At 65.8% G+C, this 20,149-nt stretch carries 21 protein-coding genes; 6 read left to right on the forward strand and 15 right to left on the reverse strand.

The annotated features are described in order from the left end of the window. Positions 1-2: 2 nt before the first annotated feature. Positions 3-1,253, reverse strand: a complete 1,251-nt coding sequence (locus tag DRF71_RS06245) for a Zn-dependent hydrolase (RefSeq protein WP_112310036.1) — start codon at positions 1,251-1,253, stop codon at positions 3-5. A gap of 126 nt (positions 1,254-1,379) precedes the next feature. Here DRF71_RS06245 and DRF71_RS06250 point away from each other — a divergent pair, with 126 nt between their 5' ends. Both DRF71_RS06250 and DRF71_RS06255 read left to right on the forward strand, forming a co-directional pair. After that, complete coding sequence (locus DRF71_RS06250) at positions 1,380-2,012, forward strand: TetR family transcriptional regulator C-terminal domain-containing protein (RefSeq protein ID WP_112309596.1); 633 nt, start codon at positions 1,380-1,382, stop codon at positions 2,010-2,012. Between the two features lie 172 nt (positions 2,013-2,184). Next, entirely contained in the window at positions 2,185-2,490 is a 306-nt protein-coding gene (locus DRF71_RS06255; RefSeq protein ID WP_157970945.1) for a hypothetical protein, read from the forward strand. 726 nt (positions 2,491-3,216) lie between these two features. Here DRF71_RS06255 and rnd read toward each other — a convergent pair. Both rnd and DRF71_RS06265 read right to left on the reverse strand, forming a co-directional pair. Continuing rightward, complete coding sequence (gene rnd / locus DRF71_RS06260) at positions 3,217-4,374, reverse strand: ribonuclease D (protein ID WP_112309598.1); 1,158 nt, start codon at positions 4,372-4,374, stop codon at positions 3,217-3,219. Positions 4,375-4,641: 267 nt separating this feature from the next. Next, complete coding sequence (locus DRF71_RS06265) at positions 4,642-5,727, reverse strand: RluA family pseudouridine synthase (protein WP_112309599.1); 1,086 nt, start codon at positions 5,725-5,727, stop codon at positions 4,642-4,644. On the opposite strand from DRF71_RS06265, the gene DRF71_RS06270 reads away from it, so the two are divergent. Continuing rightward, a complete protein-coding gene (locus tag DRF71_RS06270) occupies positions 5,726-6,049 on the forward strand; it encodes a DUF6476 family protein (protein ID WP_112309600.1) in 324 nt (107 codons plus the stop codon). The two genes, DRF71_RS06265 and DRF71_RS06270, sit on opposite strands and share 2 nt — an antisense overlap. 40 nt (positions 6,050-6,089) lie before the next feature. Here the strand turns inward: DRF71_RS06270 and DRF71_RS06275 are convergent, their stop codons facing one another. Next, positions 6,090-6,923: an alpha/beta hydrolase family protein gene (locus DRF71_RS06275; protein ID WP_112309601.1), complete on the reverse strand. Its 834-nt coding sequence runs from the start codon at positions 6,921-6,923 to the stop codon at positions 6,090-6,092. 351 nt (positions 6,924-7,274) lie between these two features. Between DRF71_RS06275 and rpoH the strand changes: the two genes are divergently transcribed. Beyond that, positions 7,275-8,171: an RNA polymerase sigma factor RpoH gene (rpoH, locus tag DRF71_RS06285; RefSeq protein WP_112309603.1), complete on the forward strand. Its 897-nt coding sequence runs from the start codon at positions 7,275-7,277 to the stop codon at positions 8,169-8,171. 596 nt (positions 8,172-8,767) lie between these two features. Here the strand turns inward: rpoH and DRF71_RS06290 are convergent. After that, the gene (locus DRF71_RS06290) at positions 8,768-9,484 is read right to left on the reverse strand and encodes an HAD-IA family hydrolase (RefSeq protein WP_112309604.1); all 717 of its coding nucleotides are present in this window, start codon (positions 9,482-9,484) and stop codon (positions 8,768-8,770) included. Positions 9,485-9,569: 85 nt separating this feature from the next. Here DRF71_RS06290 and glmU point away from each other — a divergent pair, with 85 nt between their 5' ends. Together glmU and glmS are read left to right on the forward strand one after the other, a co-directional pair. Further along, on the forward strand, positions 9,570-10,919 hold the full coding sequence (glmU, locus tag DRF71_RS06295; protein ID WP_112309605.1) for a bifunctional UDP-N-acetylglucosamine diphosphorylase/glucosamine-1-phosphate N-acetyltransferase GlmU: 1,350 nt from the start codon (positions 9,570-9,572) through the stop codon (positions 10,917-10,919). Between the two features lie 4 nt (positions 10,920-10,923). Next, positions 10,924-12,747 (forward strand): glutamine--fructose-6-phosphate transaminase (isomerizing), encoded by a 1,824-nt coding sequence (glmS, locus tag DRF71_RS06300; protein WP_112309606.1) that lies wholly within the window; start codon positions 10,924-10,926, stop codon positions 12,745-12,747. Between the two features lie 46 nt (positions 12,748-12,793). Here glmS and DRF71_RS06305 read toward each other — a convergent pair whose 3' ends face one another. Genes DRF71_RS06305 through thiD form a run of 10 tightly spaced genes read right to left on the reverse strand, consistent with a single transcriptional unit; the run spans position 12,794 to position 20,136 of the window. Further along, positions 12,794-13,522: an ABC transporter permease gene (locus DRF71_RS06305; RefSeq protein WP_112310037.1), complete on the reverse strand. Its 729-nt coding sequence runs from the start codon at positions 13,520-13,522 to the stop codon at positions 12,794-12,796. Beyond that, entirely contained in the window at positions 13,522-14,217 is a 696-nt protein-coding gene (locus DRF71_RS06310; protein WP_112309607.1) for an ABC transporter ATP-binding protein, read from the reverse strand. The genes DRF71_RS06305 and DRF71_RS06310 overlap by 1 nt, the downstream gene beginning before the upstream one ends. Then, a complete protein-coding gene (locus DRF71_RS06315) occupies positions 14,214-14,888 on the reverse strand; it encodes a TenA family protein (RefSeq protein WP_112309608.1) in 675 nt (224 codons plus the stop codon). Before DRF71_RS06315 ends, DRF71_RS06310 begins: the two co-directional genes overlap by 4 nt. After that, complete coding sequence (locus DRF71_RS06320) at positions 14,885-15,826, reverse strand: ABC transporter substrate-binding protein (RefSeq protein ID WP_112309609.1); 942 nt, start codon at positions 15,824-15,826, stop codon at positions 14,885-14,887. The genes DRF71_RS06315 and DRF71_RS06320 overlap by 4 nt, the downstream gene beginning before the upstream one ends. Next, positions 15,823-16,800: a ThiF family adenylyltransferase gene (locus DRF71_RS06325; protein ID WP_112309610.1), complete on the reverse strand. Its 978-nt coding sequence runs from the start codon at positions 16,798-16,800 to the stop codon at positions 15,823-15,825. Before DRF71_RS06325 ends, DRF71_RS06320 begins: the two co-directional genes overlap by 4 nt. Further along, positions 16,797-17,396 carry a thiamine phosphate synthase gene (locus DRF71_RS06330; protein ID WP_112309611.1) on the reverse strand — a complete coding sequence of 200 codons (600 nt, stop codon included), beginning with the start codon at positions 17,394-17,396 and terminating at the stop codon, positions 16,797-16,799. Before DRF71_RS06330 ends, DRF71_RS06325 begins: the two co-directional genes overlap by 4 nt. Next, positions 17,393-18,154, reverse strand: a complete 762-nt coding sequence (locus DRF71_RS06335) for a thiazole synthase (RefSeq protein ID WP_112309612.1) — start codon at positions 18,152-18,154, stop codon at positions 17,393-17,395. Before DRF71_RS06335 ends, DRF71_RS06330 begins: the two co-directional genes overlap by 4 nt. Position 18,155: 1 nt before the next feature. Continuing rightward, positions 18,156-18,350, reverse strand: coding sequence for a sulfur carrier protein ThiS (thiS, locus tag DRF71_RS06340; protein ID WP_112309613.1), 195 nt, complete (start codon positions 18,348-18,350; stop codon positions 18,156-18,158). Continuing rightward, a complete protein-coding gene (locus DRF71_RS06345) occupies positions 18,347-19,339 on the reverse strand; it encodes an FAD-dependent oxidoreductase (RefSeq protein ID WP_112309614.1) in 993 nt (330 codons plus the stop codon). The genes thiS and DRF71_RS06345 overlap by 4 nt, the downstream gene beginning before the upstream one ends. Next, entirely contained in the window at positions 19,336-20,136 is an 801-nt protein-coding gene (gene thiD / locus DRF71_RS06350) for a bifunctional hydroxymethylpyrimidine kinase/phosphomethylpyrimidine kinase (protein WP_112310038.1), read from the reverse strand. Before thiD ends, DRF71_RS06345 begins: the two co-directional genes overlap by 4 nt. Between the last annotated feature and the right edge of the window lie 13 nt (positions 20,137-20,149).

Consider the following 20,149-nt stretch of genomic DNA (forward strand, 5'->3'; position numbering starts at 1 on the left):
TTTCACGCCACGACCTCAGCCGTTTCCAGCACGGCATGGAGAAGCACATCCGTCCCCGCCGCCGCCCATTCCGGGCTGATCGCCTCGGCCTCGTTATGCGACAAACCACCCTCACAGGGGCAGAAGATCATCGTGGTCGGCGCCACCCGCGCAATCCAGCAGGCATCGTGCCCGGCGCCGGAAACGATGTCACGATGGGAATAGCCGAGGCGCTCTGCCGCGCGGCGCACCGAACCCACGAGGTCCGGCGTGAAGGTCACCGGGTCGAAATGGCCGACTGCCTCGACCGCGCAACCAACATCCAGATCGGCGCAGATCTTCGCCGCGCCCGCCTCGACCGCTGCCCGCATCCGGTCAAGCTTGGCCTGGTCAACCGTGCGGATATCGACGGTGAACACCACCGTGCCCGGCAGCACATTGCGCGAGTTCGGCGCAAACCGCACCTGACCCACGCCCCCCACCGCATCGGGCTGGTTGGACATGGCAACCCCCTGCACCAGCTCAAAAATCCGCGCCATGGCGAGGCCCGCATTCTTCCGCATCGCCATCGGAGTGGATCCGGTATGGGCATCGCGGCCGGTCAGGGTGAATTCCAGCCACCAGAGCCCCTGGCCATGGGTCACCACGCCGATATCTGTGGCCTCCGCCTCAAGGATCGGGCCCTGTTCGATATGCAGCTCATAGTAAGCATGGATTTTGCGCGCGCCGGTCTTCTCTTCGCCCAGCCAGCCGATCCGCCGCAATTCATCGCCGAAACGCTTGCCATCAGGGTCGGGCCGCGACCAGGCGTAATCCTGTTCCAGCACCCCCGCGAAAACGCCCGAGGCCACCATCGCCGGTGCGAACCGCGCGCCTTCCTCATTCGACCAGTTCACCACGGTGATCGGATGCTTCGTGCGGATGCCGAGATCGTTCATCGTCCTGACCGCCTCCAGCGCGCCCAGAACCCCCAGCACACCGTCATATTTGCCACCAGTGGGTTGCGTGTCGAGATGGCTGCCCATGAAGACCGGCGCGGCTTCTGGGTCTTCGCCCGGGCGGGTGAAGAACATAGTCCCCATCTGATCGACGCCCATGGTCATGCCCGCCGCCTCGGCCCAGCTGCGAAACAGATGGCGGCCCTCGCCATCCGCATCGGTCAGCGCCTGGCGGTTATTGCCGCCCGCCACGCCCGGCCCGATCTTCGCCATCTCCATCAGGCTGTCCCAGAGCCGTTGCGAATTGATGCGGAGGTTCTCGCCCGCTGCGGCCATGGTGGTCTCCCGTCGGTCTGCCATTCTGACCGCAGGCCAGCACAGCCTGACCACATGGTCAAGATTTTTCCCCACGCCGCGCCTGCGAGGTTTGACCGCCACCCCCCGGGCGGATTAAAAAACATCATGGAGAACAAGACCGCCCGCGCGCCGCGCCGCAGCCGTATCCAGCAAAAGAACCGCGAGACCATCCTCGCCGCGGCGCTCGACGTGTTTTCCGCCCAGGGGTTTCGCGGCGCGACGCTGGACCAGATCGCGCTGCAGGCAGGACTGTCGAAACCCAATCTGCTGTATTATTTCGGCTCCAAGGAAGAGATCCATCGCGACCTCCTGACCGGGCTGATGACCGCCTGGCTGGAGCCTTTGCGGGCGATGCGCGAAGACGGCGATCCGCTGGCCGAGATGCTGGGCTATATGCGGCGCAAACTGGACCTGTCGCGCGATTTCCCCCGCGAAAGCCGGCTTTTCGCCAATGAGATCCTGCAGGGCGCGCCCAGGATTTCCGAGGTGATCCAGGGTGAATTGCGCGATCTCGTGCAGGAAAAGGCACGGCTTTTGTCGCGCTGGATGGATCTGGGGCGGATCCGGCGCTCGGACCCGGTGCATCTGATCATCTCGGTCTGGGCGCTGACGCAGCATTATGCCGATTTCGAAAGCCAGACCCGCGCTGTGCTGGGCGAGGGTCACGACCCCTGGACCGAGGCTGCCGCTTTCCTTGAAACGCTTTATCGGCGGCTGCTTTCGCCGCTGCCGGGCTGAACCCGGGGGCCGGGGTCAGGGGGCCCGGGTCGCGGCCGGGGTCGCGGCTGGGGCTTCGGGGGCCGAGAGGTTTCCTAAAATCTCTGACAAATTCATCATATTGCCCGCTGGGGAGAATCCGCGATCTGTGCCAGGATCAGGCTGTGGGGCTTTCTATCGTGGGGTGACGGTTATGGGATTCATTTCCGCCGTCCGGCCAGTCATGGCGTCCGTTGAACCGGTCGCGAATGCCCAGGCCGGGAATACAGCCGGATCCGCTCCGGCATCTCAAAGCGGCAGCCGGGCATCGCCCGCCGCCGCCAGCGAAATCGCGCAGCCTGTGGCGCAGGTCTCGGGGGCAAACAGCTCGCGGCCGCCGCTGACCGATCAGAGCAATCTGTCCGAGGCCGCGCGCGACAAGGTCGAGGCGGCGCAGCGCGCCTATATGATGACGCTGCGCGCGGTCGGGGTGAACCCGCTGGCCAACCGCGTGCCGTAACGCCGGTTGCCGTAACCCCGGTTTCTGCGCCGCCGGATTATGGGCGCCCGGATCTGGCATATCCGGATCTGGCATGTCCGGATTTGAGACGTCCGATTTGGGGCATCAGCAATCGCCTGACCTGTTTGCCTGGAAACGGAGGCAGCGATCCCGGCCGGGGTCATTCCGGCTGAGGGCACCAGCTTTTCCAAACCCTCTCGCGCAGCCGCCAGGGCTGCGCGAGATCCGGTTTCGGACTACACGGCGGGCCATGCTGATGGCTCTCTGGCCGCTGGCTGAGGGAGCATCCGACCCTGTGCGCGCCCGGGCTCCGGGCGCAAGAATGGACGCAAGAAACTGCCGCTGCATCATCCCCCCCGGAATTGCCGCTGCGGGTCAGATCCGCCGCCTGCACGCGCCCAAGGAAACCTGAACCCCAAACGGCAAACTGGAATCCACGACCGTTCTGTCAATCAGACGGATCGGAACCTGACCTGAACCGAGGCGCATCACCGACATCACACAGCTGGGCGGCAGCATAGTGCTGCCCCGCCTGTGACCGTGCCCAGTGACCCTGCCCTGCAATCGTGCCCTGTGACCGTGACGAAATCGGATTGCGCCAGGGTCTCGCATTCCTCTGCGCATTCCTGTCGGATCGGTTCCGCCCAAAGAGCAGCCCGAAGGCGTAGGGGCATTCCCCGCCAGATCCCGTGAGGCGCCATGAGCCAGCGCCCTCCGCCCCCGCTGTCAGATCCGGATCGTGCGGATTTCCGTGCCCTTCGCGGTCAGCGCGATTTCGCCCTTGCACAACCGCAGCGCCTCATCGCCAAAGACCTCGCCGCGCCAGCCTTGCAGCGCCTCGACATCGCGCTTGCCGGCCGCAATCGCATCAAGCTCCGAGGCCGCCGCGATCAGACGCGGCGCCACGCCCAGTTGCTCGGATTTCGCCTTCAGCAGCACCCGCAGCAGATCGGCCAGCGCCGCATTGGTCTGCGGCTGATCAATCTGCGGCGCGACCTTCGGCAGATCCTCATTGCGCACCTCCATCCCGGCCTGGATCGCGGCAAGGATCCCCTCGGCGATCTCGGGCTTCCTGCCCTCGCGCAGCAAGAGCCGCGAGCGGCCGAGTTCCTCCATCGTGGTGGGCCGGGTCGAGGCCAGCTCCAGCAGAGCATCATCCTTCATCACCCGTGAGCGCGGCACGTTCTGCCCCTGCGACCAGGTTTCGCGGAATTTCGCAAGCTCGCGCACAATGGCAAGGAACCGCCCCGAAGAGGTGCGGGTCTTGATCCGCTTCCAGGCCTCATCGGGATGCACGGTATAGGTCGCCGGATCCACCAGCACCGCCAGTTCCTCCTCGACCCAGGCGGAGCGGCCATTCTTTTTCAGCTGCGCCGCCAGCCATTCATAGATCACCCTGAGATGGGTGACATCGGCCAGCGCATATTCCTTTTGCGCATCCGACAAGGGCCGGCGCGACCAGTCGGTAAAGCGCGAGGTCTTGTCGAGATTGGCCCGCGCGATCTTGCGTACCAGCGTCTCATAGCCGACCTGTTCGCCAAACCCGCAGACCATGGCCGCGATCTGGGTGTCGAACAGCGGCACCGGAAAGACATTGCCCTCGACGAAGAAGATCTCAAGATCCTGGCGCGCGGCATGGAAGACCTTGACCACCGCCTCATGGCGGAAGAGGTCATAGAGCGGCTCCAGCGACATATCCTCGCCAAGGATCGGGTCGACCAGAACCGCATCGCCCTCCTTGCCCGGCAGCGCCATCTGGATCAGGCAGAGCTTTGACCAATAGGTGCGCTCGCGCAGGAATTCGGTGTCGATGGTGACATAGGGGGCCGATTTCGCAGCTGCGCAGAAAGACGCAAGCTCTTCGGTCGTGGTAATGGTGCGCATCTGTCCTCGCGGTTGCGGGGGTGTCCCGCCGGTGATCAGCGGCAGGAACGGGTCCGGCCGCCGCGATTTCGCCGGTATCCCGCATGCCCCCGCCATTCCGTCCCCGCCGCAGCAGGCTGCGGACGAAGGATGGTCCTTGCGCCGGGAACGGGCTCCAGGCACAAAACCCGAAGGAAACCGGAATTTCCCGTTTCTAATCGCCGTTGTGCTGATTGGAAAGAGAAATAGCGCGGCGGCAGCGATGCCGGATGTCCCCGGCCCCGCCCATCAGCCCGCCGCGCGCAGCGCCGCGAGCAGGGCATTCATATCCCCCGGCAGCTCTGACCGGAATTCCAGCCGCTCGCCCGTCACAGGATGGGTGAAGCCAAGGCTTGCCGCATGCAGCGCCTGGCGGGGGAAATCCGCAGCCTCCTGCGCCGCCTCGCCCAGCAGTTTCCCGGATAATTTGCGCCGCCCGCCATAGGTCGGATCGCCGATCAGCCCATGGCCCGCCCAGGCGAGATGGACACGGATCTGATGGGTGCGCCCGGTCTCCAGCCAGCAATCAATCAGCGCCGCCTGGCCCGCAAAACCCTCGACCACCCTTGTGCGGGTGACGGCATGGCGCCCCTCGGGCGGCCAGGTCACGGCCTGCTTTTGCCGGTCGGTGCGGTGGCGGGCGAGGTTGGTCGCGATCCGGATCACGCCGCCGGGTTCAAAGCTTATCCCCCTGGTGCCGCGCAGCCGCGGGTCAGATCCCTCCGGCACCCCGTTGCACAGCGCGAGGTAATGACGCGTCACCGTATGGGCCTCGAACTGCGCCGCCAGTCCGTGATGGGCGCGGTCGGATTTCGCCGCCACGATCAGGCCCGAGGTCTCTTTGTCGATCCGGTGCACGATGCCGGGGCGCCGCTCGCCGCCGATGCCGGAAATGCTGTCGCCGCAATGATGCAAGAGCGCATTGACCAGCGTGCCCGAGGGAGAACCCGGCGCCGGATGCACCACCATCCCCGCCGGTTTGTCGATCACGATCAGATCAGCATCCTCCCAGATCACCGAAAGCGGGATCGCCTCGGCCAGGGTCTCGACCGCCTGGGCGGGGCCGATCCGGATCTGCCAGACCTCTCCCGGCGCGGTTTTCGCCTTCTGATCGGTCACCACCTGGCCCGCACGGCTGACGGCGCCTTCTTCGATCAGACGCGCCAGCCGCGAGCGCGACAGTGCCGCTTCCTCTGGCACAGCGGCGCTGAGCGCCTTATCAAGACGCAAAGCGGCATCCGGGCCCAGCGTGACGGAGATCACCTCTCCCGCTTCCGGCTGGCCCAGAAAGTCGTCATCGTCAGGAAAAGGTTCAGGCGTGAAAGGTTCAGTCATGGCTCAGGCCCCGAAGGAGAATGCGGAAGAGATCGCGCTGCCGCCCTCGCTGCGTTTTCTGAAGGCGCTGGTGATCGTGCTGATGCTGAGCATGATCGCGGGTGTCATAACCGTGACCCTGTTGCTTGTCACGCGCCTCAGCGCGCCGATTTCGGCGCCGGCAGAGCTGCCCGCCGCGCTGCAGCTGCCTGCGGGCGAGGTTGCGGTCTCGGTGGTGCCCGGGCCGGGCTGGATCGGCGTCGTCACCGGCAAGAGCCGCATCCTGATCTTTGCCCCCGATGGCAGCCTGCGGCAAGAAATCGAGGTCACAACCGCGCCGTAAGGGATGTCAAAAAAATACGGCGCCGTCCGGGCCGCCACAATCAGCCACGGCGCTCAGCCGCCAGCCTCACCGAATCCGGCCCCACCGAATCCAGCCCCACCGCCTCCAGCCAGGGCTCCATATGGGGCGCCCAGAGCGCCGGTTTGAACATCAGCGCATGGCCCGCCTTCAGCGAGACAAAGCGCACCTGCCCGCCCGCCTCGCGGAAACGGTCGAAATTGCTGCGGCAATGGCCGATGCGGTAATACTGATCCTGGGTGCCATGCAGCCAGAGCGTGTCAGTTCTGGCCCCGGTTCTGGCCCCGGCACCGAGTGCAAAGAGCAGCGGATTGACCGCTTCGAAAGCCGGACAGGCCCGCCCCAGCCAGCCGCCGCTGAAACTGACCGCACCCCGTAACAGGCCCGGCCGCATCCCGGCAAAGGCAATCGCGAGGATCCCCCCGCGCGAGACGCCGCCGATCACCAGCCGTCCCGGATCGACATCGGGCCAGCGCGCCAGATCGCGCATGACAGCGTCCAGATCCTCGACCGCCCGGTCAAAGCCGGCCAGCGCTGCCGCCGTATCGCAGGAATAGCCCGAGCCATCCGCCGCCAGCCCCTCACCATAGGCGCCACCCGATTTCCCCCGCCCGCGCCGCTGCGGGAAGGCAACCATCCAGCCCCTTGCCACGAAATAGCGGCTGATCACCGCCGGACTGACGCTGCGCCGCCAGACCGCCGGGCTTTGCCCGCTGCCGGTCGAGCCATGGTTGAAGACCATCACCGGATAAGGCCCTGGCTGCGGCTGCGGCGGCCGCACCACCACGACCTCAAGCGCCACTCCGGGCTCGGCCGAGGGCAGAAAGACCCTGTTGCTTCGCGGTTTTTCCGTCACGCCATACCCCGTCGCAAAACCCGCCCCCGCTTTGCATTCCCGGTCTCATGTTTCCCAATCCCATGTTTCCCAATCCCATGTTCCCAGGTCTCATGTTTCCCGGTCTCATGCCACGCCGCCCCGGTCCCGCGCCAGCCGGGCTCCCCCGGTTCTTTCCCGTTTCCTTCCCCCGGCCCCTCCGCCCCTGACATTCGCGTGAACCGCCCGACACAATTCTTTTCATCGGGATCCCCAATCCCCATCTCGCGTTCATCTTCCATTGATCGCTCCCTTGTAAGGAGGATCCGTGGCACATAAGTGAAGCGGTTCTCCGGGGGCTGATGGCACCGGAAGAAAAACAGGGGGCAGAAAATGAGCACCTATACCAACCTTCCCGCACCGAGCCCTGAACAGGGCCTTAACCGTTATCTCCAGGAAATCCGCAAATTCCCGCTGCTCGAACCCGAGCAGGAATATATGCTGGCCAAGGCCTGGACCGAACGCCAGGACAGCAAGGCCGCGCATCAGCTGGTGACCTCGCATCTGCGGCTCGCCGCCAAGATCGCCATGGGCTATCGCGGCTATGGGCTGCCTCAGGCCGAGGTGATCTCCGAGGCCAATGTCGGGCTGATGCAGGCGGTGAAACGCTTCGATCCCGAGAAAGGCTTCCGCCTCGCGACCTATGCGATGTGGTGGATCCGCGCCTCGATCCAGGAATATATCCTGCGGTCGTGGTCTCTGGTGAAAATGGGCACCACCTCGGCGCAGAAAAAACTGTTCTTCAATCTGCGCAAGGCCAAGGCCAAGGTCGGCGCGCTGGAGGAAGGCGATCTGCGTCCGGAAAACCTCGCCCAGATCGCGAAAGACCTCTCGGTTTCCGAGGCCGAAGTGGTCGAGATGAACCGCCGCCTTTCCGGCTCGGATGCCTCGCTCAACGCCCAGATCGGTGGCGATGGCGATGGGGCAACCCAATGGCAGGACTGGCTCGAGGATGAGGACAGCGATCAGGCCGGCGCCTATGCCGAAAAGGACGAGCTGGACACCCGCCGCGAAATGCTGACCGAGGCGATGTCCGTGCTCAATGACCGCGAGAAAGACATCCTGATGCAGCGCCGCCTCGCCGATGAGCCGGTGACGCTGGAGGAATTGTCGGAAAGCTATGGCGTCTCGCGTGAACGGATCCGCCAGATCGAGGTGCGCGCCTTCGAGAAACTCCAGGCGAGAATGCGCGATCTGGCACAGGGCAAAGGCATGGCGATCCCGGCCTGAAATCGCATTGTTCACCTGAATGGAACACCGCAAAGGCCCGGCCCATCGCTGGGCCTTTTCATGTGCAGGGCCGCCCCCTTCGCAAACAGCCCGACCAGAACGCATTGCCTCCGGCGCATCGACCGCCCGCAGCGGGGCCGCTATGCAGCGGTCAGAACAAAGTGAAAGCCCCCCGGCCAACAGCCAGTCCAAATCAGACCAGCAGGCCCATCGCAACATCAGCCAAAACAGTCGTCGGAAGGCGCATAGAAGGTCGGCAGCAAAGCGTTTGCTGACTTCGTCCGCGATCAGGCGTTCGCCCGTGCTGGCCTCTTCGAAAGGTCGTTTGAAGCCGGTCGGCGAGACGAACACTTTCGGATTGTGTGAGCGTTAAGTGTTAAGCCAATACCCAACGTTCAATAGGAAACGGGAACTGAACCCTTCCCGATTATGGGCAAATCATCCCACACTTGCGAAATTTCACCACTGATTTCATTGACTATTTTGTGCCCCTTCCGAGGCGTGAAGGCCTGCACCTACCCGTGCAGCCCTCAAAGCATCAAACCTGTTGAAACGCGTCACGAGGGGGCAGGGCCACTCTGCCCGATCAGCCAATGCTACCCGATCAGCTGCCTGACGATCTCCGGCAGATCCTCGTAGCGATGCAGCAAGACATCCGGCGCCAGCCGCGCAATGCCTTCCCCCTCCGGCCCGAAACTCACCAGCACCGAAGGCACCCCCACCGCGCGCGATGTTTTCAGATCGGTCTCGGTATCCCCGACCAGAAGCGAGCGCGCCACCACCCCGCCCGCGCGTTCAACCGCCAGATGATAGGGCGCGGGATCGGGCTTGCGGACTGGCAGCGTATCGGCGCCCACCAGCGATCCGAACAGATCCCGCACACCAAGCTGGCGCAACAGCTCTTCCGCCAGCGCAAAGGGTTTGTTGGTGCAGACCGCAACCCGGTAGCCCGCGCGGCGCAGCGCCTCCACCGTATCGACCGCCCCCGGATACATCTTTGTGTGAACCGCAATCGCCGCGCGGTAATGGCGCAAAAGCCCGGGGTAAAGCCGCTCCAGTTCCTGCCCTTCCGGCGCCGGCTGTCCCAGCCGCTCAAAGCCGAGCCTCAGCATCGCCCGCCCGCCATGAAACGCGGTCAGGCTGTCTCCCGCATGCAAAGGCGTGCCGGCCCCCATTTCGGTGAAACAGGCATTGGCCGCGGCCAGCAGATCGGCGCTGGTATCGGCCAGGGTGCCGTCAAGGTCAAACACCACACAGGCGCCGTCGCGGTTGCCGTTTTGCTCATTCCCGGGCGAAAGCCGATCTTGCAACATGCCGCAACCCTCTGTGACCGCCGCCCCCCTTGGCGACCCTGCACGGCTTCGGTAGAACGGCGGCAACACAAAAGGAAGGGGCAGAATGCAGGTCTCGCTCATCATCCTGGCGGCAGGCCAGGGCTCGCGCATGAATTCGGATCTTCCGAAAGTCCTGCACAAGGTTGCGGCGGCACCGCTTTTGCATCACGCCATGGCCGCCGGCGCCGCTCTCTCCCCTGTCGCGACCATCGTGGTGGTCGGCCATGGCGGCGATGAGGTCGCGGCCTCGGCGCTGAAATTCGACCCCGATGTGGTGATCACCCGCCAGGAGGAGCAGAAAGGCACCGGCCATGCCGTCGATCAGGCCCGGGCAGCGCTTGCAGGCCAGGCGGGCGATGTGATCGTGCTTTACGGCGATACCCCCTTCATCCGCTCTGAGACGCTGGAGGCAATGCTTGAGGCCCGCGCGCATAATGCCGTGGTGGTGCTGGGCTTCGAGGCCGCCGATCCCGGCCGCTATGGCCGTCTGATCACCGAGGGTGACAGTCTCGAACGCATCGTCGAATATAAGGATGCGAACGCAGCCGAACGCGCGGTGACTTTGTGCAATTCCGGGGTGATCTGTGCCTCGGCCAAAGACCTCTTCGCGCTGATTTCAGAGATCGGCAACGCCAATGCCAGCGGCGAATATTACCTGACCGATGTGGTGGGAATCGCGCGGTCAAAGGGCCTTTCGGCCACCGTGGTGATCTGCGACGAATCCGAGACGCTGGGCGTCAATACCCGGGCGCAGCTGGCCGAAGCAGAGGCCGCCTTCCAGGCCCGCGCCCGGAGCGAGGCGCTGGAAAACGGCGTCACCCTGACCGCGCCCGGAACCGTGTTTTTCGCGCTGGACACCATTGTGGGTCGCGATGCGATCATCGGGCCGAATGTGCTGTTCGGCCCCGGCGTCACCATCGAATCCGGCGCTGAGATCAGGGGCTTCTGCCATCTGGAGGGCTGCCATGTCTCGCGCGGCGCCGATGTCGGGCCTTTTGCCCGCCTGCGCCCCGGGGCGGAACTGGCCGAGGATGTTCATGTCGGCAATTTCGTCGAGATCAAGAACGCCATCCTTGAGGAGGGCGTCAAGGTCGGGCACCTGTCCTATATCGGCGATGCGGATGTGGGCGAGTTCACCAATATCGGTGCCGGCACCGTCACCTGCAATTATGATGGGGTGATGAAACACCGCACCCGGATCGGCAAACGCGCCTTTATCGGCTCTGACACCATGCTGGTGGCGCCGGTCACGGTCGGCGATGACGCGCTGACCGGCTCTGGCTCGGTCGTCACCGAGGACGTGCCCGCAGGTGCCGTGGCGCTGGCACGGGCAAAGCAGGTCAACAAACCCGGCCTCGCGATCAGGCTTTTCGAGAAACTCCGCACGATTAAAGCTGCGAAGAACAAAGGATAATTTCATGTGTGGCATTGTCGGCGTCCTTGGCAATCACGAGGTCGCTCCGCTTCTGGTCGAAGGGCTGAAGCGGCTGGAATATCGCGGCTATGATTCCGCCGGAATCGCCACCGTGAACAAAGGCCGGCTCGACCGGCGGCGCGCGGTGGGCAAGCTGGTCAACCTATCGGATCTGCTGGTGCATGAGCCGCTGGCCGGGAAATCCGGCATCGGCCATACCCGCTGGGCCACCCATGGCGCGGCGACGGTGGTAAATGCCCACCCCCATCGCGCCGGTGGCGTGGCGGTGGTGCATAACGGCATCATCGAAAACTTCCGCGCCCTGCGCGAAGAGCTGGCAGCCGACGGCTATCACCAGGAATCCGAGACCGATACCGAGACGGTGGCACTGCTTTTGAAACGCAGCATCGACAAGGGCGCCACCCCCATCGACGCCGCGCGCGAGACGCTGACCCGGCTGGAGGGCGCCTTTGCGCTGTGCATGCTGTTCGAGGGCGAGGATGATCTGCTCATCTGCGCGCGCAAAGGCAGCCCGCTTGCCATCGGGCGCGGCGAGGGCGAGATGTTCGTAGGCTCGGATGCCATCGCGCTGGCGCCGATGACCGACCGGATCACCTATCTCGAAGAGGGCGACTGGGCGGTGCTGACCCGCCAGGGCGCCGAGATCTATGACGCCGCAGGCCGGCGCGCGAACCGGGCCGAGACCCGCATCCAGCTGGGCGCGACCCGGGTGGAGAAAGGCGGCTACAAGCATTTCATGGCCAAGGAAATCGCCGAACAGCCGGTGGTGCTGGCCGATGCTTTGCGCCACTACACCGGATCCAGCGCCAGCCCGGCGCTGAACCTGCCCGAGGGGCTTGATTTCACCACTATCGACCGGGTGGTTATGGTGGCCTGCGGCACCGCAAGCTACGCCACCCATGTCGCGAAATACTGGTTCGAACAGATCGCCGGCATCCCGGCGGAAATCGACGTGGCCTCCGAGTTCCGCTACCGCGAGCCGGTGCTGTCAGACCGCTCGATGGCGCTGTTTGTCAGCCAGTCGGGCGAGACCGCCGACACGCTGGCGGCCTTGCGCTATGTGAAGGAAAAGGTCGCGAAAGTGGTCGCGGTGGTCAATGTGCCGACCTCGTCCATTGCGCGCGAAAGTGACCTGGTGCTGCCGATCCTCGCCGGCGCCGAGATCGGTGTTGCCTCGACCAAGGCGTTTTCCTGCCAGCTGATGGTGCTGGCGCTGATGGCGCTGAAGGCAGCCGCCGACCGGGGCCGGATCAGCGGGGAGGAACTGACCGCGCGCATCATCAGCCTGCGCAACCTGCCCGGGCTGCTGAATGCGGCGCTCTCGCTGTCCGATCAGATCGCGGCGGTCTCGAACGAGTTGGCAGAGGCGCGCGACATCCTCTTCCTCGGGCGCGGGCCGATGTATCCGATGGCATTGGAAGGCGCGCTGAAACTCAAGGAAATCAGCTATATCCATGCCGAGGGCTATGCTTCCGGAGAGCTGAAACACGGCCCCATCGCGCTGATCGACGCCAATGTTCCGGTGATCGTGATGGCGCCGTCAGATGCGCTGTTCGACAAGACGGTGTCGAATATGCAGGAGGTGATGGCCCGCCATGGCAAGGTTCTGCTTCTGTCGGATGCGGCGGGGATCGCCCATGCCGGCCAGGGCACCTGGTCACAGCTGACGCTCCCCGAGGTCGACCCGGTCTGGGCACCGATCCTTTACGCGGTGCCGGCGCAGCTTTTGGCCTATCACACCGCGATTGCCAAAGGCACTGATGTGGACCAGCCGAGGAACCTCGCGAAATCGGTGACGGTCGAGTAATCGCCCCGGAACCGCTCCGGCGGGCAGATTACGGCCCCGCCGGAGTTCAGCCGGCAAAGCGTTCCAGCCGGGCAGCGATCTGCCCGGCGATGATGCGCTGAAACCCCAGCGACAGCATGACGACCAGCGCAAGGCTCGCGAAGACAAGGTCGATCCGCATCCTTCCATTCGCGTGCAGCATCACCGCGCCCAGCCCTTCCGATCCGCCCACCCATTCGCCGATCACCGCCCCCACCGGCGCCAGCACGGCCGCAAGCCGCAGCCCCGTCGCCAGATCCGGCAAAGCCGAAGGCAGACGGATACGCAGCAGCCCGGCCCACCGCCCGGCGCCCATCACCCGCGCCAGATCGAGGCGCGCCTGCGGCACACGGGCAAGCCCGTCATGGAAGGCACTGGCCACCGGGAAAAACGTCACCAGCGCCACCACGGCCAGTTTCGGCGCCATGCCGTAACCCAGCCAGAGCGTCAGGATCGGCGCCAGCGCGAAAATCGGGATCGTTTGCGAGAACACCACCATGGGGCCAAGCCAGCGCCTGACCCGCCCGGATGCCGCCATGGCCAGCGCAAGGCCCATGCCGATCAGCGTGCCAAGCGCGAAACCGGCAATGACCTCGGCAAGCGTTCGTGCGAAGGCGGGCGCGAGTTCCCCCCGATGGGTCCAGAGCGCGCCGGCCACCGCCTGCGGCGAAGGCAGCAGAAAGGGCGGCAGGCCGGTTGCAAGGATCAGCCCCTGCCACAATGCCAGCAAGATCAGGGTGGTGACCAGCGCCCGGATCATGCCAGCGCCACCAGGCGGGTCAACAGAACATGGGCGCAGGCCAGCACCTCCGGCGCATCGGGCGCGCGCGGCCCCGGCCCTGCGGGCGCCGCGATATCCTCCAGCCCCGCCGGGCTCATCAGGCAGATCCGGTCCGAAAGCCGCGCCGCCTCGCCCGGGTCATGGCTGATCATCATCACCGTCCTGCCGCGCAAAAGCTCGGCCGCCAGATCCTGCATCTTCAGCCGCAGCCCGACATCCAGCGCCGAAAACGGCTCATCCAGCAGGACAAGCGGCCGGTCCTCCATCAGGACCCGCGCCAGCGCCACCCGCTGCCGCTGCCCGCCCGAAAGCTGTCCTGGCCGCCTGGCCGCATGGGGGGCGAGGCCGGTCCGCTCCAGCACCTCGGCCAGCCGGACGCGGTCGGGCGCCTCTCCGCGCAGCTTTGACCCCAGCGTGATATTCGCCGCAACCGTGGCCCAGGGCATCAGCCCCGGATCCTGCGCCATCAGCGCGACCGGGCGGCGACCGGTGATCCGGCCGGTGAATTCCGCGCCGACCGGCAAGCCGCCGATCAGCCGCAAAAGCGTGGTCTTGCCCACCCCCGAGGGACCAAGCAGTGTCAGCCATTCGCCTTCCCTGAGCGTCAGCCGCAAGGGCGGGAACAAAGGCTGCCCGCCGATCTGCGCCGGGCCGTCCAGCACCAGCGTCATCGAAGACCCGCCCGCCAGAAGCCCGCCTCAAGCCGGGTGGCGGTGCGGAAATGCCGCTCAAGCTGGCGCCAGCGCGGCAGGGTCTGCGGCGCCTCCCCCAGCCGGTCACGGATCGCAGCGTCAAACAGCGCCCCCGCCTCGCGGCAGATCTGCTGCCAGGTCTCGCCGCCATAGGTGTCGATCCAGTCGCGGTAAGGGGTTTCCCCCGCCATGCGGATCAGCCGCGCCCCGATCTCGCCATAGCCCAGCACGCAAGGCATCAGCGCCGCCAGCAGATCAAGGAAATCACCGCTGAGCCCGGCATCAAGCACATAGCGCGTATAGGCGAGGTTGCCGGTGGCCTCTTCCGTCGCGGCCAGATCAGCCGCAGAAATCCCCGCCTCGCCGCAAAGCCGGATATGCAGCCCCATCTCGTGATGCAGCAGCCCATGGACCGTCGCACTCGCCGCCTGCATCTCTGCCAGCGATCCGGCCTTCACCACCGCCAGCGACCAGGCGCGGGCGAAATGGATCAGGAACACATAGTCCTGGCGCAAATAGCTGAGGAAGGCGGCGCGGGGCAGCGTGCCGTCCTGCAGCTGTTCCAGGAAATCATGCTGCGTATAGGCAAGCCAGTCCGCCTCGCAGGAGGCGCGCAGCCGGGCGAAGGCGTCACCGTAATCGGGGATCATTCCGCAGCCCCCGGATCAATGGCGAGGGCCCCGACCGGCAGTGCGGTGTCGATCAGCCCCGCCTCAAGCAGGAAGGCCTCGAACCGGGCGTAACGGCCATAATCCAGCGCCGCCGGAGAATGGGCGAAACGCGGCAAGGTGTCTTTCCAGGCCTGGGCATTCAGCGGATCGGAAAGGTCGGGCGCGGTGGCGGCAAAGATCTCGTAAGCCTCATCGGGATGGTTGATCATAAAGGCGGTGGCGCGCTCGATCGCGGTCAGAAAGCGGGTCACCTTTGCAGGGTCAAAGTCTTTCTGCGCCACGAAGATCAGCTCGTCATAAGCGGGGATGCCGGATTCTTCGGGGTAAAAGCAGCGCCCCTGACCGCCCGCGAGCCGCATCTGCGTCAGTTCGAAATTGCGGAATGCCCCGATCACCGCATCGACCTGGCCGGTCATCAGCGCGGGCGTCAGCGACCAGTTCACATTGACCATTTCGACATCGCCGATACTCAGCCCGGCACTGGCCAGCATCCCCGCCAGCACCGCCGATTCCACGCCGGAAACCGAATAGCCGATGCGGCGCCCTTTCAGATCGGAAAGCGCCTGAACCGGCCCGTCCTCTGCCACCATCAGACAGTTCAGCGGTGTCGCTATCAGGGTGCCGACGCGGATCAGCGGCAGCCCCTCATGCACCATCAGATGCAGTTGTGGCTGGTAGGAAATCGCCAGATCCGCCTGGCCTGCCGCCACCAGTTTCGGGGGCTCGGTCGGGTCGGCGGGGGCGATGATCTCCACCGCCAGCCCCGCATCAGCGAAGAAGCCCTTTTCCTGCGCGATGATCACCGGGCCATGATCGGGGTTCACATACCAGTCGAGGATCAGGGTCATAGAGTCCTGCGCAAGGGCTGGCTCTGTCAGGGAAAATGTGGCCATAAGGGCCAGGGCGAAACGGGTCATCCTTCGGTCTCCGTAAGGGGCGAATCAGCGATCAGCGCAATCTCATTGGGGAAAAGCGGGCCAAGCCGCGCCGCTGCGCGCCAGGCCCTGAGGCCGGACCGGCAGGCCAGCACGATGCGCTGCCCGGGTGCAGGGGCGGAGCGGCTGATCTGGTCGGGCGACAACCGATGCGCCCAGGGGGTGACGGGCAGCGGCGCCTCGGCGGCATCGCGCAGCTCGACCACATAATCGCCGGGCTGGATCGCGGCTTTCGCGATGAAGGGAAAGGCGGTTGCCGGCTCGGGCGCGGCATCGAAACGGAAGGTGCTGAAGCGCCAGCCCTCCAGGTCAAAGCGGATCAGCTGGCCAAGCGGCGAGGGCGTGATCCCCGCCAGATGCGCCAGGGCCATCTGCGCCATGATCATGCCCAGCATCCCCACCACCGGCCCCAGCACCCCGGCGCTGTCGCAGCTGGCAAGGGTCTCGGGCAGATCGGGGAAGACCGCGCGCAACGAGGGTGCCGGGCCGCAAAACCCGCCGACATAGCCCGAAAGCCCAAGTGCCGAGGCCGAGATCAGCGGCTTTCCGGCAGCCTGGCACAGATCGGATAACAGGTAGCTCGTGGCGAAACTGTCGGCGCAATCAAGGACCAGATCGGCCGCCGCTACAAGGCCCGGCGCATTGGCCGGATCGCAACGCGCTGTCAGGGCGGTGACCGCGCAATCGGGGTTCAGCGCCCGCAGCGCGCTTGCCGCCGCATCAGTTTTGGGCTGGCCGACGCGCCCGGCATAAAGCGGCTGGCGGTGGAGATTGCTTTCCTCTGCCCGGTCGGGGTCGATCAGGGTGATGCGGCCAATGCCGGCACCGGCGAGATATTGCAGCGCCGGCACGCCCAGGCCGCCCGCCCCCACGATCAGAAGATGCGCCGCATGAAAGGCCGTCTGACCTCCCGGCCCGATCTGCGGCAGGATCAGCTGGCGGGCATAGCGGCTCATGCCACCGCCTCCAGCCAGGCGCGAACCCGCGCCTCCGGATCGGGGTTCAGCGTGATATCGGTCACCACCGAGACCACATCCGCCCCCGCCGCAAAGGCCTCCGCCGCGCGGGGGATGGTCAGCCCGCCGATGGCGATCAGCGGAATATCCTGGACCCGCGCCTTCCAGTCAGCCAGCTTTGCAACCCCCTGCTGATGCCATTTCATCTGTTTCAGAATGGTCGGCCAGACCGGCCCAAGCGCGATATAATCCGGGGAAAGCGCCAGGGCGCGCGCCAGTTCGGCCTCGTCATGGGTCGAAAGGCCAAGCCTGAGCCCCGCCCCCCGGATCGCCGCCAGATCGGCAGTGTCGAGGTCTTCCTGGCCGAGATGGATCCAGTCGCAGCCCTCCTCGATCGCGAGGCGCCAATGGTCATTGACCACCAGCGTCGCATTATGTGCGCGGCACAGCGCGAGGCTGTCGCGGATCTCGGCGCGGGTTCCGGCGAAGTCCAGATCCTTGATGCGCAGCTGCACCAGCCGGACGCCCAGCGGCAGCATCCGCTCAAGCCAGGCGGCGCGGTCGAAAATCGGGTAGAAACGCGGCAGGGCTCTCAAAGAAATGCCCTCCCCACCACCGGCGTCGAGGGCGCGGCCATGTCGCGCGGCTCCATCGGTCGGGCAAGATACGCCGCCCTGCCCGCCCGGACCGCCCCGGCCATCGCGGCCGCCATCAACGCCGGATCGCCGGCCTTCGCCACCGCCGTGTTCAAAAGCACCGCGTCAAAGCCCAGCTCCATCGCGCGGGCGGCATGGGAAGGCAGCCCGATCCCGGCATCGACCACCAGCGCCTGGTCTGGAAATTCCGCCCTCAACGCGCGCAGCCCATATTCATTCATCAGCCCGCGCCCCGAGCCGATCGGCGCCCCCCAGGGCATCAGCACCTCACAGCCCGCCTCGACCAGCCGGGCGCAGACGGTCAGATCCTCGGTCGTATAGGGAAAGACCTGGAACCCGTCGGCGATCAGAATGCGCGCGGCCTCGACAAGGCCAAAGACATCGGGCTGCAGGCTGTCGGTATGGCCGATCACCTCCAGCTTGATCCAGCCGGTTCCGAACAGTTCGCGCGCCATATGGGCAGTGGTGACGGCCTCTTTCACCGTATGGCAGCCGGCGGTATTGGGCAGGATCTGCGCGCCAAGGCCCGCCACAAGCGCGCGGAAATCACCGCCGCCGCCCTGTTCGCGGCGCAAAGACACGGTGGCAATCCCGGCTTTTGACGCCCCGAACGCAGCCTCAAGGATCTTTGGCGAGGGATATTGTGCTGTCCCGAGCATCAGCGCACTGTCGATGTCAGTCCCGTAGAAAACCGGCATCTCAGCCCCCCTGCATCGCAGAAAGAACCTCGACCCGGTCGCCATCCTGCAGCTTTATCGCAGCGCGGGCGGCTTTGGCGACAAAGCTCTCATTCACCGCTGTGGCGACGGCCGGGCCAAATCCCTCCTCCTCCAGCAATGCCGCCAGCGTTGCTGCGCCGGTCTGTCTTTCCTCGCCATTCACGAATATTTTCATGGGATTACCTCATCCATCAGTTCGGGCTGCGATCCGGTCTCGATATGCTCCGCCAGCATCCGCGCGACGGCGGGGGACAAAAGGAAGCCATGGCGGTAGAGACCATTCGCAAAGATCACATCGCCCCGGCGACGCAGCCGGGGCAGGTTGTCGGGGAAAGCGGGGCGGGCATCCGCGCCGGTTGCGATCAGTTCGGCCTCGCCAAAGCCCGGATGCAGGGTCCAGGCCGCCGCCATCAGCTCCATCATCGACCTGAGCGTCACCGGCCCGCGATGCCCGCTTTCGATCATCGTGGCGCCCAGCATGAAATACCCGTCGCCGCGCGGCACGATGTAGAGCGGGATGCGGGGATGCAGCAGCCGGACCGGGCGCGAGAGCGTCACGCCCTCGCAGCGGATCAGCACCATCTCGCCCCGCACCCCGCGCAGATCGGGAAGGCGGTCGCGGGCGGCGAGGCCCCGGCAGTCGATGGTCAGGGCTGCGGCCTGGGGTTCAGAGGTCACGGTGATACCCTGTCCGGCCAGGCGGCGGACCAGTTCCGCCAGTGCGGCGCGGGGGGCGAGATGCGCCTCGGTTTCGAAATACAGCCCTGCGCGGAAGCGGGTGGCAAGGTCGGGCTCCAGCGCCGCGATTTCATCGGCACCGAGGCGGCGATGCTGCCGGGTCAGCCGCGCGAACCGGGTCAGATCGCCCCGGTCGCGGGGATCTGCCAGCACAAGGGTTCCGGCCTGCGAGACGAGGCCGGTATGAGCCTGCCACCAGGCAGCGGCCTCGTCGCCCAGCCGTTCAACCGGCTCTTCGGCTGCTTCCGCCTCGCAATGCGGCGCCAGCATGCCGCCGGCCCACCAGGAACAGGCATGTGGCCCCGGCCCGCCGGCGGGGTCGGAAATGGTGACCGCATGGCCGCGTGAGGCCAGTTCGCTGGCCACCACCAGCCCCATGACACCGGCCCCGAGAATATGGATGCGGGGGATATGGACCCGGCTCATGGTTGCGGCCAGAGCGCGTGGAAATGATGCACCGGGCCATGGCCGGAGCCGACCGCCAGAGCATCCGCCGCCCGGATCGCATCCTGGAGCCAGGCATGGGCGCGGGCCACAGCCTCGGGCACCGCAAGCCCCTGCGCCAGCCCCGCCGCAATCGCCGAGGCATAGCTGCACCCGGTGCCATGGGTGTTGCGGGTCTCCTGGCGTTTTGCGGTGAAATCATGGGCTTGTGGACCGATCAGCAGATCGCGGCATTCGGCCCCGCTGGCATGACCGCCCTTCATCAGCACCCATTCCGGCCCCAGGGCCAGCAACTGCCGCCCCTGCGCCTCCTGCGCAGCCCGGTCATTGGCGGGCGCAAGGCCGAGGAGATCAGCGGCCTCGGGCAGGTTCGGGGTCAGGACCGTCGCCAGCGGCAGGAGGTGGTCGCGCAACGCCGCCACCGCCTCCGCCGCCAGCAGCCGGTCGCCGGATTTCGCCACCATCACCGGATCGACCACCAAAGGCAGACCGCGACCGCGCAAAGCCCCGGCCAGGGTGACGACCAGCTCCGGCGTGCCCAGCATACCGATCTTGACCGCCCGGATGGCGAGATCGTCGAACACCGCCTCCAGCTGCGCCTCGACCAGGGCGACCGGCAAGGCCATCACCGCGGTCACCGTCCGTGTATTCTGCGCGGTGATCGCGGTGATCACGCTGGCGCCGTAAACGCCCATGGCCGCGAAACTCTTGAGATCGGCCTGTATCCCGGCCCCCCCGCCGGAATCCGAGCCCGCAATGGTCAAAGCTATCGCCGTCATCATGCCCCCAAAT

Origin of the sequence: Pseudogemmobacter bohemicus (assembly GCF_003290025.1) — a bacterium.
Lineage (GTDB): Bacteria > Pseudomonadota > Alphaproteobacteria > Rhodobacterales > Rhodobacteraceae > Pseudogemmobacter > Pseudogemmobacter bohemicus.